Below are 13,013 nucleotides of genomic sequence, written 5' to 3'. Positions count from 1 at the left end.
CGTTGGCCCCCACCCTGCCCGCGCCCTCACGGGTTGTCCAACACCCCTGCGGGCACCGGTCTCAGCGCACGACGGTGTAGCGCCCGCACAGGAAGTCGCGGTTGCGGGCGACCTCCTCGAGCCGCAGCTCGACGTGGCGGGGCAGGACGGGCGCGCCGCTGCCGAGGGTCACCGGGGCGTACTGCAGCCACACCTCGTCGAGCAGCCCGGCGTCGTGGAACTGACCGACCAGGTCGCCGCCGCCCACCACCCAGAGGTCCTTGCCGGCGGCGGCCTCGGTCATCTCGGCGTGCACGCGGCGCACGTCGTCGCGGTCGAAGCGGACGCTCGGCGGCGCCTCCGGGAAGGTGCGGTGGGTCAGCACCCACGTCGGCAAGGGCCCCCACGGGTCGTCGTCGTGGTCGAGGATCCACTGCCAGGTCGACGCCCCCATCACGCACGCGCCGAGGCGCTCGCGGAAGCCGGGGTAGGCCATCGGCCCGTCCTCGTCGATGTCGCGCGAGGTGAGCCAGTCGAGCGAGTGGTCGTCGGCCGCGATGAAGCCGTCGAGCGTGCAGCCGGTGTAGTAGATGGTCGCCATCGAGCCACCATGGCACCACCCACCGACACCGACCGGGTGAGCTCAGCCCAGCAGCGCCTCGACCGCCCCGACCGCCTTCTCGACGCGGTCGGGATCGTCGTACGCGACCCACACGATGCGCGGGTCCTTGCGGAACCAGGCGTCCTGGCGGCGGGCGAAGCGCCGGGTCGCGACGATCGTCTGCTCGATCGCCCGGTCGAGGCTGCGGTCGCCGGCGAGGTAGCCCATCACCTCCCGGTAGCCGATGGCCCGTGAGGCGGTGCGGGCCTCGGCGAGGCCGCGCTCGAGCAGCGCCTCGACCTCCTCGACGAACCCTCCGGCGAACATGTCCTCGACGCGGTGAGCGATCCGCTCGTCGAGCGTCGGCCGATCGATGTCGACGCCCACCTGCACCGTCAGCGGGTCGACGTACTCCAGCCGCGGGAGGCTGGCGCTGAACGGGCGGCCGGTGAGCGCGACGACCTCGAGCGCGCGCACGACGCGGCGCCCGTTGTCGGGCAGGATCTGCGCAGCCGCCTCCGGGTCGACCCCGGCCAGCCGCTGGTGCAGCGCGTGGCTGCCGACGCGCTCGAGCTCGGCCTCGAGCTCGCGGCGCAGCGAGTCGTCGGTGCCGGGGAACTCGAAGCGGTCGAGGATCGCGCGGGTGTAGAGCGCCGACCCGCCCACCAGCACCGGGGTGGCGTCGCGACCGCGGATCTCGGCGATCGCCTCGCGCGCCCAGCCCTGGAACAGCGCGACCGTCGCCGGCTCGGTGACCTCGTAGAGGTCGAGCAGGTGGTGCGGGATGCCGCGCCGCTGCGACGCGGGCAGCTTGGCGGTGCCGACGTCCATCCCGCGGTAGACCTGCATCGCGTCGGTGTTGACCACCTCTCCCCCGAGCCGCTCGGCGAGGTCGAGGCTGAGCCCGGTCTTGCCCGACGCCGTGGCTCCGACGACGGCGACGACGGGACGGGGCATGAGCCGATTGTCGCAGCGGCCCTACGGTGGGCGGGTGAGCGACCACTTCGCCCTCGTCCCGGCGTCCTACGTCTACCTGCTCCGCGAGACCCCCGACGGCACCGAGGTGCTGCTCCAGCGGCGCGGTCCGGTGCCCTACATGCCCGACCACTGGGCGGCGGGCGCCGCGGGCCACGTCGAGCCCGGCGAGACGGCGTACGACGCCGCGCGGCGCGAGGCGCTCGAGGAGCTGGGCATCACTGATCTCGACCTCGACTTCGTCCTGACCATGCAGCGCAGCCGGTTCGGACCCGCCGTTGAGGAGCGGGTGGACTGGTTCTTCACGTCGCGCTCGTGGGCCGGCGAGCCGAGGATCGTCGAGCCGGACAAGTGCGCGGAGCTGCGGTGGTGCCGCCTCGACGACCTGCCCGAGCCGATGGTGCCGCACGAGGCGCACGCGCTGGCGCACCTGTTCTCCGGCGTCGGATACCTCACCTTCGGATGGGAGGACCCTCCCGGCACGGGCAGCTAGAGGTCGATCTGCTCGCCGGCCGCCACGAGCTCCGCGAAGCGCGAGAGCTCCGTCTCGCCCTTGCACAGCATCTCGAGGTAGTCGCCGAAGTGCTGCTGCTGGGTGTCGAGCAGGGCGAGGATCTGCCCGACCTGGTCGACCGGCACCTCGTCGGTGTCGGGCAGCAACGTCGAGAAGCGCAGGTGGAGCGAGCGGTCGTCGTCGACCTCGAAGTGGCCGAGCACGAGGTACTGGGTGCACTCGTGGGCGGCGAGCCGTACGTCGTCGAGGTTGTCCGCGGTCGCGCCGTAGGGGTACGACGTGCTGACCATCAGCATCTGCATGCCGGCTGTCGGGCCGCGGAACGAGATGGCCGTCGCACGGGTCTCGTCGGGGTCGTCGCCGGTGAAGCCGATCTCGAGGAAGTCGTCGTACGGCGTGACGTCGTACCCCAGCGAGGTGAGTGCCTCGCCGAGCTGCGTGTTGTCCATCTGGTCCTCAGTCCCTCTTCTTGAGCGCGGCCACCCATGCCTTGTAGAGCTTGGGGCCGTTGGTGCGGTGCTCGTTCATCGTGGCCGGTGTCATGCCGGAGGCCAGCACCCGGTTGAGGGCCTGCTGCTTCTCGAGCGGGTCGGTGCCCGCGTTGACCCGGAGCATGTTCTTGGTCATCCGCTGGATCATCTCGTCGTAGCGATGCTCCTTGGCCTGGGTGCTCTTGGTGGACTTCGTGCCGTCCCCGCGGTCGTGGTAGGCCTGCTTGAGCATCCGGAAGCCCACCGCCCCCAGCTTGACCCCGGAGCCGGCCGCCTTGAGGCCACCACCGACGCCGGCGCCGACACCGGACAGCACGGCGATGTCGCCCGCGATGCCCGGTAGGGCCGTTCCGATGTTGAGCGCGGCCCGGCGGATCCGCTTGGCGGCCACCCGCTGAAGGTCCTTGGCCAGGAGGTACTCCTTGGCCTGGCGGTTCTTGTCCTTGCCCGCGGTGAGCCTGGCGTCGATGTCCGCGAGCTTGGTCCCGTGCGTCGCGGCGGACCTGGCGCTCGCGCCCGGACCCGCTGCCAGCAGGGCGGCGCGCTCGGCCTTGAGGGCAGCCCGGTCCCTGATGATCTTGTCTGCCTCGGGCTGGGCCGACGGGTTGCCGAACTGGTACCACGTCTTCTTCGGCGGCTTGCCGATCAGCTTCTCCTTGGTGGCGCGCTTGTCGTCGCGCATGTCGCCCCACGCGACCGCCGCGTAGGCGATCTTGATGCCCTGGGAGATCACGTCGAGGACGCCCATCGCGATGCCGATGCCGGGAGCGGCCTGCAGCATCGGACCGGTGACCGTGCCGAGGTGGTCCATGAAGGCGTTGATCGTCTCGATCGTGCCCTTGCCGGCCTCCAGCGCGGACCGGACGATATCGACGACCCGACCGCCGGTCTCGTCGCCCTCGAGGTCGTCGGCGTCGTTGATCAGCTCGACGATCTGCCTGACCAGCTCGTAGCCGCTCTTGATCACCCCGAGGATCCCGGCGATCTCGCCCAGGACCGCGTTGGCCGCCTTGGTCACGTCCGGCGCGGCGTCCCCACCCTGCGCGGTCTCGGCGATCTTGGAGAACGCGGCCGCCGTCGCCCCGACGCCGCCGACGTTGCCGATCAGCGCACCCGCCCGCTCCTGGCCGGTGGTGTCGGCGTCCATGAACATCTGGACGGTCTTGCTGATGTCGAAAGCCAGGTTGAACGTCGCGAAGGCGCCCCCGGCGTACGACATGTTGTCGCGGTGGGTGTCGGAGCCGACCTGGGAGCCGTGGGCCCGGGCGTTGCGGGCCTCGGACATGCTCTCCATGTAGTCGTTGGCGCCCACGATCTCGCCCATCCCGCCGCCGCCGGTGGTGACGAGGTCGCCGTAGTCGTTGGCACGGGCATGCTGGGCGCCGTCGTAGCCGGTCGTGACCGTGGGCGGGGCCCCCGGCACCGGCGGCGGCCTCTTGGCCGGCATGTTGGTGATCGTGGTGACCTGCGAGATGTCGCGGTTGCCCGAGCGGGTCGTCGGCATGGGGCGCACGCTAGCGGTCCGTGAGGCGCGTCGTGGCAGAACCCCCGATCCAGCCGCCGGGCCGGACCGCTCTGCTTGGATTGCGCCCATGCCGTCGCGTGCCCTCACCGAGCCCTCGGCCGCCGTGGACCCGTTGCGGTCGCTGGCCCTCGCTGCCGTCGACGCCCTCGTGAGCGGCATCGGCGCCGATGCCCCCGCGGACGCTGCCGACCGCGCGGCCGCGGCACTCGAGGCCGCACGGCTCGCGCTGCGCGAGGCGACCCTGGCCGACCTCCCGCTCGGCATCGTGGCCCGGCGCGCCGGCCTGCCCACCGCGGAGACCGAGGTGCTGGCGCTCCTGCTGGCGCTCGAGCAGGACGAGGGGCTCCAGCGCCGCCTGGTCGCCCTGACCAAGGATCCCGCCCGGCACCGCGTCGAGCTGTGGATGCTGCGCGGACTGCTCGGGGTCGACGCCTCCGTCGTCGGCCCGGGGTCGGCGCTCTCACGCTCCTGCCTGGTCGAGCTGGTGCCGGCAGGTGCGTTCGGTCGGACGATCCTCACCGTGCCGCCGAGGGTGCTGTGGGCCCTGTGGGGCGACTCCAGCGCCGAGCACGACCTGCCGGTGGACCTGCAGGTGGTCGTGGCGGCCGTCGACGCGGACACGGACGGCGTCTCGTCCGCCCTGGTCGTCGGCAAGGACGTCGTACGACGCCGCCAGCGTGCCGTGCACGCCCTCGGGTCGGCCATCTCGCTGGTCACCCCACCTCCGGCCAGCCCGGAGGGCTGGGACGCGCTCGTGCGCGAGGCCACCCTCGGCGGCGCCGCCGTCGTCCTGGAGACGACCGGACCGCTCGACCCCTACGGCCGCCGCACGATCGAGCGCTCGCTGCACGTCGACTGGGCCGTCTCGATCGAGCACCCGCTGGCGCTCGACGACCTGCCCCGCCGCCCGTGGCGGGAGTACGCCGCTTCGCGGCACGAGCCCACTGCGGAGGAGTGGGCCCACGCGGTGGGTGACGACGTCGAGCAGCTGCACCACCTCACCCCCGACCAGCTCGACCGCATGCGTCGCGCCATGGCGCTCACCGGCGGCGACGCCGCGGCGGCGTACCGACGGCTCACCGACGCGCGCCTGGAGGCGCTCGCCACCCACACCGTCCCGCGGGCCGGCTGGGACGACCTCGTCCTCTCCCCCGGCCGCAAGCGGCGGCTGCAGGACCTCGTCCTGCGCTACCGCAACGCCCACATCGTGTATGACGAGTGGGGCTTCAACGCGGCGCCGTCGCGCGGCCTGGTCGCGCTGTTCTCCGGCCCGTCGGGCACCGGCAAGACGCTCGCCGCAGAGGTGGTCGCGGGCGAGCTGGGGCTCGACCTCTACCGGCTCGACCTGTCGTCGGTCGTGAGCAAGTACATCGGCGAGACCGAGAAGAACCTCGACGAGCTCTTCGACGCCGCCGACATGGGCAACACCGTGCTGTTCTTCGACGAGGCCGACTCGCTGTTCGGCAAGCGCACCGAGGTCAGCGACGCCCACGACCGCCACGCCAATGTCGAGACGAGCTACCTCCTGCAACGGCTCGAGCGCTACGACGGGATCGTCGTGCTCGCCACCAACTACGAGAAGAACATCGACGAGGCCTTCCTGCGGCGCGTCCACGTGCGCGTCGACTTCCCCCTGCCCGGTGAGGCCGAGCGCGAGCAGCTGTGGCGCCGCAACCTCGCCACGGGCGCGCCCGTCTCCGCCGACGTCGACGTCGAGTGGCTCGTACGGCGCTTCGACATCTCCGGCGCCAGCATCCGCAACATCGTCGTCGACGCCGCCTTCATGGCCGCCGGCGAAGGCACCGAGATCAGCATGGCGCACCTCGTCCAGGGCGCCGCCCGGGAGCTGCAGAAGGTCGGGCGGATGGTGTCGAAGGACAAGTTCGGGGAGTACCACGACGTCGCCGCGAGCGTGCAGGGGTAGGTCCCGACCGCGCGCCGGGGACCGCCCCCCGGGGGTAGCCACCCTGGTGCGGGCGCGGCACGATCGGGGCATGAGCAACGAGGATCTGAGCCCGATGCCCGAGCCGTACTCCGAGGAGCCGCAGCTGGCCCCCGGCGGGGTCGACGCCCTGCAGGAGGACCCGGCAGACGCGGGCCTCGTGCGCGACCTGGACCCGGACGAGAACCCGGCGGTGGACGACGTGCTGCCCGACGAGATCGCCGAGCCCGACGAGAAGCCGCAGGCTCCCGAGGGCGAGGCGGAGGACAAGGAGTCCGACACGCCCCGCGAGGACGCGTCCGGGGAGCCCACCGCCGGCCAGCAGGCCGAGGACGGGTCGCCCGAGCCCCCTGCCTGACGACATCGTGGAGGATCCGAGTCACCTGGTGGCTCGGATCCTCCCCGATCCTCGCGGTTTCCCCGGTCAACCGGGGAAACCGCGACCCCCCTCACGCCGCCCGCTCGAGCGCGCACCCGCTCCCGCAGGACCTGGCCGGCGGCCAGCCGTCCCGTTCCAGCAGCGCCGAGACCTTGGCCGCGGTCGAGCACGGGCGGCCGACGACCTGGCCCCACGTGAGGCGTACGGTCTCGCGTCCCTCGACGGCCGCGTCCAGGTCGCGCTCGAAGTCGCGGTCGCGCTGCTCGGCCGTGTCGTGCCACAGGCGTCCGTCGAGCTCGAGCAGGCGTACGCCGTAGGACGCGTCGCGATAGACGACGCCGGTCGCGGTGCCGGCGCGCTGCTGCCGCTCGGCGCGCGGCAGCCCGTGGGGACTCTCGACGCGGGTGAGGAAGGCGTGCTCCAGGACCGAGCACGTCCCGTCGGCCACGTCGTGCAGCACCGCGGCGAGGAAGTCGCGACGCGGCGCCCGGGCGCGATGGGCGAGGGCCTGCTGCATGCGTACGGCCGTGGTGTGACGGCCCTGCACCGCCCGGGCGACCGCTCCGACGGCGGCGAGGTCCTCGGTCGTGCCCAGCGCGACGTCGAGCGCCGCCTCCTCGTAGCGCAGCCGGGGCGGGCCGAGGTTCCACCCGACGCGGTCGCGGAGCAGGAACGTGCGGGTGACGCGGACCCCCTCCGGCGCGACCACCCGACGGCTCCGCGGGACCACGACGTGGATCGGGCCGGCGTCGTCGCCCGGACGCCCGGGGCCGTCCGCCGCCCGCATCGCGGAGGCGCCCGCGAGAGCCGCGCCCAGCTCGACGCCCGCGACCCCGCGCGGGCTCGCGCAGGCGAGCACCGCACCCCAGGCCCGCTGGACCCACGCGGGGTCGCCGGTGTGGGCGACGTACACGCCCGGGTGCAGAGGCGCCAGCTCGCGGCGGCGCACCATCCGGCGCAGGTCCTGCGGCAGCAGGCCGACGCTCAGCGCCTGCGTGCGCGAGACGACGCCGTCCTGGGAGGCGAGCAGGGAGTCGAGATCGATCACCCGACCACGGTCGACGACCCCGCTCGTCGGCGGGACCCCGTGACGAGGATCTGTGGATGACGGGATCGTGGAGGATCCGAGTCACCAGGTGGCTCGGATCTTCCACGATCCGTGCGGATTCCCCGGCTAGCCGGGGAATCCGCAACCGATCAGCCGCAGGCGGGAGCGGGAGGCAGGGGGGCGGGAACGCCGACCGCGGGCATCCCGAGCCCGACGGAGGTGGGAGCCGCCGGGGCGGACGTACGCCGCTCCCAGGCGTCGCCGGCCCGGGTGCGGCGCACCGACCGGATCGCGCCGTCGGCGACGAGGTGGTGGGGGGCCGCGTAGGTGATCTCGACCTCCACCATGTCGCCGGGGCGCACGGAGTCGTCGGGCACGGCCGAGAAGTCGGCGGCGAAGTGGACGAGCCGGTTGTCGGGGGCGCGGCCGGACAGGCGCTTGGTCGCGACGTCCTTGCGACCCTCGCCCTCGGAGACCATCAGCTCGACGGTGCGGCCCACGAGCGTCTTGCTCTCCGCCCAGGCGACCTCCTCGACGACCTCGACCAGGCGCTGGTAGCGGTCCTTGACGACCTCCGGCGGCACCTGGTCCTCGAGCACGGCGGCCGGGGTGCCGGGGCGCTTGGAGTACTGGAAGGTGAACGCGGCGGAGAAGCGGGCGGCGCGGACGACGTCGAGGGTGGCCTGGAAGTCCTCCTCGGTCTCGCCGGGGAAGCCCACGATGATGTCGGTGGTGATGGCGGCGTGGGGGATCGCGGCGCGGACGCGCTCGATGATGCCGAGGTACTTCGACTGGCGGTAGGAGCGGCGCATGTCGCGCAGCACCTTGTCCGAGCCCGACTGCAGCGGCATGTGCAGCGACGGCATCACGTTGGGCGTCTCGGCCATCGCCTCGATGACGTCGTCGGTGAACTCGGCCGGGTGCGGCGAGGTGAAGCGCACGCGCTCGAGGCCCTCGATCGAGCCACAGGCGCGCAGCAGCTTGGAGAAGGCCTGGCGGTCGCCGAACTCCACGCCGTAGGCGTTCACGTTCTGCCCCAGCAGGGTGATCTCGGTGACGCCCTCGGCGACCAGCGCCTCGACCTCGGCGAGGATCTCGCCGGGCCGGCGGTCCTTCTCCTTGCCGCGCAGGGCGGGGACGATGCAGAACGTGCAGGTGTTGTTGCACCCGACCGAGATCGAGACCCACGCGGCGTACGCCGACTCGCGCTTGGTCGGCAGCGTCGAGGGGAAGACCGACAGCGACTCGAGGATCTCGACCTGCGCCTCCTCGGCGACCCGGGCCCGCTCCAGCAGCACCGGCAACGAGCCGATGTTGTGGGTGCCGAAGACGACGTCGACCCACGGCGCCCGCGTGGTGATCGTGTCGCGGTCCTTCTGCGCCAGGCAGCCGCCCACGGCGATCTGCATGCCCGGCTTGCCCGCCTTGACCGGGGCGAGCTGGCCGAGGTTGCCGTAGAGCTTGTTGTCGGCGTTCTCACGCACGGCGCAGGTGTTGAAGACGACGACGTCGGCCTGCTCGTCCGCCGGGGCGCGGACGTAGCCCGCGTCCTCGAGCAGGCCGCTGAGCCGCTCGGAGTCGTGGACGTTCATCTGGCACCCGTGGGTCTTGACCTCGTAGGTGCGTGCGGGGGTCTCTGCGACGGTGCTCATGACCGCTCAAGGGTACGGCGGGCCGCGGGGGCGCGGGCAATCGCGACGAGGATCGCGAGCCCGCCACCCACGGCACGGGCGAGCATGCCGCCGGGGCGCTCGCCCACGGCGCGCCTGTCATCCCAAAGGTGAAGTTTGTCGGGAAACCGACCTCGGCCGGGGAGCACTTCACTAGCCTCGGGCGGCCCGTCCGGCCCTGGGCGCGGTCGTTCGCGAGTGAGGATCTTGATGTCGGCTGTTCGTCGTGTGTCGTTGCTGGTCGTGACCGGGATGGGGGCGACCCTCCTGGCCGCCCTACCCGGCGTGGGGGCGGCGGCCGCTCCGCCGTTCAGCACGAGCATCGCCGGTCCCACCGGCACCGCCCCGTTGGTCGTCGCGAGCGGCGACCTCGACCGCGACGGCGACCTCGACCTGGTCACCGTCGACCAGATCGCGGGCACGATCACCATCCTGACCCGCGGCGCGGACGGGACGTACGCCGCCACCACGCAGGCCCTCGGCGCGGGTGTCGTCAGCCCGGCCGCGGTGGCGATCGGCGACGTCGACCGCGATGGCGACCTCGACCTGGTCACCGCCAACGAGGGCTCGCACAACGTCACCGTCCTCACCCGCGGCACCGGCGGCACCTACGCGCCCACGACCCACGCCCTCGGCCCCGGCGCCCGTTTCCCGACGTCGGTGGCCATCGGCGACCTGGATCGCGACGGCGACCTCGACCTCGTCACCGCCAACGAGGGCTCGGACAGCGTCACCGTCCTCACCCGTGGCACGGGCGGCAGCTACACCCCCACCAGCCACGACCTCGGCGTCAGCTCCGCCGGGCCGCGCTCGGTGGTGATCGGCGACCTCGACCGCGACGGCGACCTCGACCTCGCCACCGCCAACCGGGGGTCGAACACCGTCACCGTCCTGGCCCGCGGCACGGGGGGCACGTACACCCCCACCGCCCACGCTCTGGGCCCCGACGCGTCCTACCCGGTCTCGGTGGCGATCGGCGACCTCGACGGCGACGGCGACCTCGACCTCGCCACCGCCAACCAGTACTCGAACGACCTCACCGTCCTGACCCGCGGCACGGGCGGCACCTACGCCCCCACCACCCACGCCCTCGGCGCCGGTGTCGGCGCTCCGCGCTCGGTGGCGATCGGCGACCTCGACAACGACGGCGACCTCGACCTCGTCACCGCCAACCGGGGCTCGCACACCGTCTCCGTCCTCACCCGCGGCACCGACGGCGGCTACACGTCCACCCAGCAGCGGGTCGACAGCTCACCCGCCGGCCCGACCTCGGTGGTCATCGGCGACCTCGACAACGACGGGGACCTCGACCTCGCCACCGCCAACCAGTTCTCGAACAGCGTCACCGTGGTGACGAACGAGTCGGTGCACCGGCGTCCGTACGACTACGCCTCCACCGCCCACCGCGTCGGCGGCACTCCGGAGTCGGTGGCGATCGGCGACCTCGACAACGACGGCGACCTCGACCTCGCCACCGCTGACAACGGCTCGAGCACCGTCACCATCCTCACCCGCAGCGCCGACGGCAGCTATGCCTCCAGCACCCACAGCACCGGCACCAACACCGGCCCGGCCGCGGTGGCGATCGGCGACCTCGACGGCGACGGCGACCTCGACCTCGCCACCGCCAACTACACCTCGAACAACCTCACCATCCTCACCCGCAGCGCGGACGGCACCTACACCCCCAGCACCCACGCCACCGGCACCGGCCCGACCTCGGTGGCGATCGGCGACCTCGACGGCGACGGGGACCTGGACCTCGCCACATCCAGCTACGACTACAACAGCGACGGCGTCACCGTCCTGGCCCGCGGCGACGACGGCACCTACACCCGCCGCGACATCCCCGCGGGCAGGTACGTGCGATCGACGGTGATCGGTGACGTCGACAACGACGGCGACCTCGACCTCGTCGCCACCGACCAGAGCGGCAGCGTCACCATCCTGACCCGCGCGGACGGTGACTACACCGCCCAGAGCGTCCCCGTGAACACCACACCGGTCGCGGTGGCGATCGGTGACCTCGACCGGGATGGCGACCTCGACCTCGTCGTCGGCCACTACCTCGCCAGTGGCACGGTGAGCATCCTCACCCGCGGCCCGGACGGCACCTACAGCACGCACAGGCGGGACGCGGGTTCCTACCCGCATGCAGCGGCGATCAGCGACCTCGACTCCGACGGTGCCCCCGACATCGTCGTCGCGAACCGGAGCTCGAACGACGTCACCGTCTTCAGCCCCCTCCACGACACCACGCCGCCGGTCACCACCGACGACGTCCCGGCCGGCCCGGTCACCACCGCCACGGTCCGGGTCACCCTGACCGCCACCGACGCCGGATCGGGGGTCAAGGAGATCCGCTACGCCGTCGGCACCGACCCCGGCACCCCCACCACCCTCTACGACCCGGCCGACAAGCCCACGCTCAGCCACGGCGAACGGATCAGCTACTCCGCCGTCGACCATGCCGGCAACACCGAGACCGCTCGCACCTCGGCCCCGCTCCAGGTCGACCAGGTCCCACCGACGGTGACCCTCACCGCCCCGGCCGGGCCCGTGACCGGGGAGTTCACCGTGACCGCGACGTTCTCCGAGAGCGTCACCGGGCTGCAGGCGGGTGCCTTCGACGTCGACAACGGCACCGCCGGCACCTTGACCGGCACCGGTGACACCTACCACCTCACTGTCACCCCCACCGCCGAGGGCACGGTCACCATCGACCTGCCCGCGGGCGTCGCCACTGACGCCGCCGGGAACGGCAACCTCGCCGCGGCCGGGCTGGCCGTCACCGTCGCCACGTCCACGACGCCCCCGACCCCCACGACGGCGCCAACGACCGAGCCCACGCCGGAGCCGCCGAGCACCACCCCGGCCGCGAGCCGCTGCACCATCACCGGCACCCCCGGCGACGATGTCCTCCACGGCACCTCGGGCGACGACGTCATCTGCGGCCTCGGTGGCAACGACCGCATCCACGGCCTCGGCGGCAACGACCGCATCCACGGCGGCGCCGGCGACGACACCATCCACGGGGGCACCGGCGACGACACCCTCCTCGTCGGCCGTGGCAATGACCGCATCCACGGCGACAGCGGCGACGACACCCTCCGGGGCGGGCGCGGCGACGACCGGCTGCGCGGAGGCGGCGGCGACGACGCCCTGCGAGGTGGGCGCGGCGACGACCGGCTGCGCGGCGGCCCCGGCCGCGACACCCTGCGAGGCGGGGCCGGCGACGACCGGCTGCGCGACGGCCGCGACCACCTCACCGCAGCCCTCACCGCAGCCCGCCCCGCCGCGCGACCGGACCCGCGCCTGGCTGGGTGACGCGACGAGTGGCGCGAGGGCCGACCCAGCCGGGCGGCGCCCGGGGCCGCCTAGGCTCGCAGCATGCCCCGCATGCACGCGCTCGAGCTGCTGCCCGACGAGGTGGGGCGCGACGTCGTACGCCGTGACTGGCAGGCGCTGCGCGACGCCGGGCTGCCCTCCCAGCTCGACCACCGCGGGGTGACCAACAGCCCGCACGTCACGGTCCTGGCCGCGCCCGCCCTCCACCCGGACGACGAGCAGCGGGCCGCGGACCTCCTCGGGCCGTTGCTGCCGGTGGAGGTGCGGGCCTCTGGCCTCGCCCTGCTCGGCGGCACCCGGGTCTCGCTCGTCCGGGTCCTCGACGTGCCGGACGCCCTGGTGCGGACCGTGCTCGACCTCCGCTCGGAGGTGCGTGACGTCCAGCACGTCGGGTGGCTCCCCCACCTCACGCTGGCGCGGCGCATCGCGCGCGCGGACGCGGGCCGCGCGGTCGGCGTCCTGGGCCACGAGGACGTGGTGCTGACGCTGTCGTCGCTTCGCCGCTGGGACCCCGACGCCGGAATCGTCACCACTCTGTGAT

At 73.0% G+C, this 13,013-nt stretch carries 11 protein-coding genes; 5 read left to right on the top strand and 6 right to left on the bottom strand.

From position 1 onward, the window contains the following. Window positions 1-61 precede the first annotated feature (61 nt). Window positions 62-580: a dihydrofolate reductase family protein gene (locus AC4H2S_RS18645; RefSeq protein ID WP_491498478.1), complete on the bottom strand. Its 519-nt coding sequence runs from the start codon at window positions 578-580 to the stop codon at window positions 62-64. Window positions 581-622: 42 nt separating this feature from the next. After that, a complete protein-coding gene (miaA, locus tag AC4H2S_RS18640) occupies window positions 623-1,537 on the bottom strand; it encodes a tRNA (adenosine(37)-N6)-dimethylallyltransferase MiaA (protein WP_491498477.1) in 915 nt (304 codons plus the stop codon). Between the two features lie 34 nt (window positions 1,538-1,571). Here miaA and AC4H2S_RS18635 point away from each other — a divergent pair, with 34 nt between their 5' ends. Continuing rightward, window positions 1,572-2,048, top strand: a complete 477-nt coding sequence (locus AC4H2S_RS18635) for an NUDIX hydrolase (protein WP_491498476.1) — start codon at window positions 1,572-1,574, stop codon at window positions 2,046-2,048. Here AC4H2S_RS18635 and AC4H2S_RS18630 read toward each other — a convergent pair. Then, on the bottom strand, window positions 2,045-2,518 hold the full coding sequence (locus AC4H2S_RS18630) for a hypothetical protein (RefSeq protein WP_491498475.1): 474 nt from the start codon (window positions 2,516-2,518) through the stop codon (window positions 2,045-2,047). The genes AC4H2S_RS18635 and AC4H2S_RS18630 overlap by 4 nt on opposite strands. Before the next feature lie 7 nt (window positions 2,519-2,525). Further along, window positions 2,526-4,064 carry a hypothetical protein gene (locus tag AC4H2S_RS18625; protein WP_491498474.1) on the bottom strand — a complete coding sequence of 513 codons (1,539 nt, stop codon included), beginning with the start codon at window positions 4,062-4,064 and terminating at the stop codon, window positions 2,526-2,528. Window positions 4,065-4,152: 88 nt separating this feature from the next. Here AC4H2S_RS18625 and AC4H2S_RS18620 point away from each other — a divergent pair, with 88 nt between their 5' ends. Both AC4H2S_RS18620 and AC4H2S_RS18615 read left to right on the top strand, forming a co-directional pair. Then, complete coding sequence (locus AC4H2S_RS18620) at window positions 4,153-6,009, top strand: ATP-binding protein (protein ID WP_491498473.1); 1,857 nt, start codon at window positions 4,153-4,155, stop codon at window positions 6,007-6,009. A gap of 70 nt (window positions 6,010-6,079) precedes the next feature. Beyond that, window positions 6,080-6,385: a hypothetical protein gene (locus AC4H2S_RS18615; protein WP_491498472.1), complete on the top strand. Its 306-nt coding sequence runs from the start codon at window positions 6,080-6,082 to the stop codon at window positions 6,383-6,385. A 91-nt stretch (window positions 6,386-6,476) separates the two neighbouring features. Here the strand turns inward: AC4H2S_RS18615 and AC4H2S_RS18610 are convergent, their stop codons facing one another. Together AC4H2S_RS18610 and miaB are read right to left on the bottom strand one after the other, a co-directional pair. Further along, on the bottom strand, window positions 6,477-7,454 hold the full coding sequence (locus tag AC4H2S_RS18610; RefSeq protein ID WP_491498471.1) for a type IV toxin-antitoxin system AbiEi family antitoxin domain-containing protein: 978 nt from the start codon (window positions 7,452-7,454) through the stop codon (window positions 6,477-6,479). 149 nt (window positions 7,455-7,603) lie between these two features. Then, the gene (gene miaB, locus AC4H2S_RS18605; RefSeq protein WP_491498470.1) at window positions 7,604-9,106 is read right to left on the bottom strand and encodes a tRNA (N6-isopentenyl adenosine(37)-C2)-methylthiotransferase MiaB; all 1,503 of its coding nucleotides are present in this window, start codon (window positions 9,104-9,106) and stop codon (window positions 7,604-7,606) included. Window positions 9,107-9,334: 228 nt separating this feature from the next. Between miaB and AC4H2S_RS18600 the strand changes: the two genes are divergently transcribed. Continuing rightward, window positions 9,335-12,451: a calcium-binding protein gene (locus AC4H2S_RS18600; RefSeq protein WP_491498469.1), complete on the top strand. Its 3,117-nt coding sequence runs from the start codon at window positions 9,335-9,337 to the stop codon at window positions 12,449-12,451. Between the two features lie 63 nt (window positions 12,452-12,514). Further along, window positions 12,515-13,012, top strand: a complete 498-nt coding sequence (locus AC4H2S_RS18595; RefSeq protein WP_491498468.1) for a 2'-5' RNA ligase family protein — start codon at window positions 12,515-12,517, stop codon at window positions 13,010-13,012. Window position 13,013: the final 1 nt, after the last annotated feature.

The sequence above is a fragment of the Nocardioides sp. Z13_37 genome, from assembly GCF_058355585.1.
This window is presented reverse-complemented; position numbering and strand designations above follow the sequence as displayed.

Excerpts from the sequence above, each read along its gene's own strand:
- AC4H2S_RS18645 (WP_491498478.1), bottom strand. The coding sequence starts at position 580 with ATGGCGACCATCTACTACACCGGCTGCACGCTCGACGGCTTCATCGCG.
- miaA (WP_491498477.1), bottom strand. The coding sequence starts at position 1,537 with ATGCCCCGTCCCGTCGTCGCCGTCGTCGGAGCCACGGCGTCGGGCAAG.
- AC4H2S_RS18630 (WP_491498475.1), bottom strand. The coding sequence starts at position 2,518 with ATGGACAACACGCAGCTCGGCGAGGCACTCACCTCGCTGGGGTACGAC.
- AC4H2S_RS18625 (WP_491498474.1), bottom strand. The coding sequence starts at position 4,064 with ATGCCGACGACCCGCTCGGGCAACCGCGACATCTCGCAGGTCACCACG.
- AC4H2S_RS18620 (WP_491498473.1), top strand. The coding sequence starts at position 4,153 with ATGCCGTCGCGTGCCCTCACCGAGCCCTCGGCCGCCGTGGACCCGTTG.
- AC4H2S_RS18615 (WP_491498472.1), top strand. The coding sequence starts at position 6,080 with ATGAGCAACGAGGATCTGAGCCCGATGCCCGAGCCGTACTCCGAGGAG.
- miaB (WP_491498470.1), bottom strand. The coding sequence starts at position 9,106 with ATGAGCACCGTCGCAGAGACCCCCGCACGCACCTACGAGGTCAAGACC.
- AC4H2S_RS18600 (WP_491498469.1), top strand. The coding sequence starts at position 9,335 with ATGTCGGCTGTTCGTCGTGTGTCGTTGCTGGTCGTGACCGGGATGGGG.
- AC4H2S_RS18595 (WP_491498468.1), top strand. The coding sequence starts at position 12,515 with ATGCCCCGCATGCACGCGCTCGAGCTGCTGCCCGACGAGGTGGGGCGC.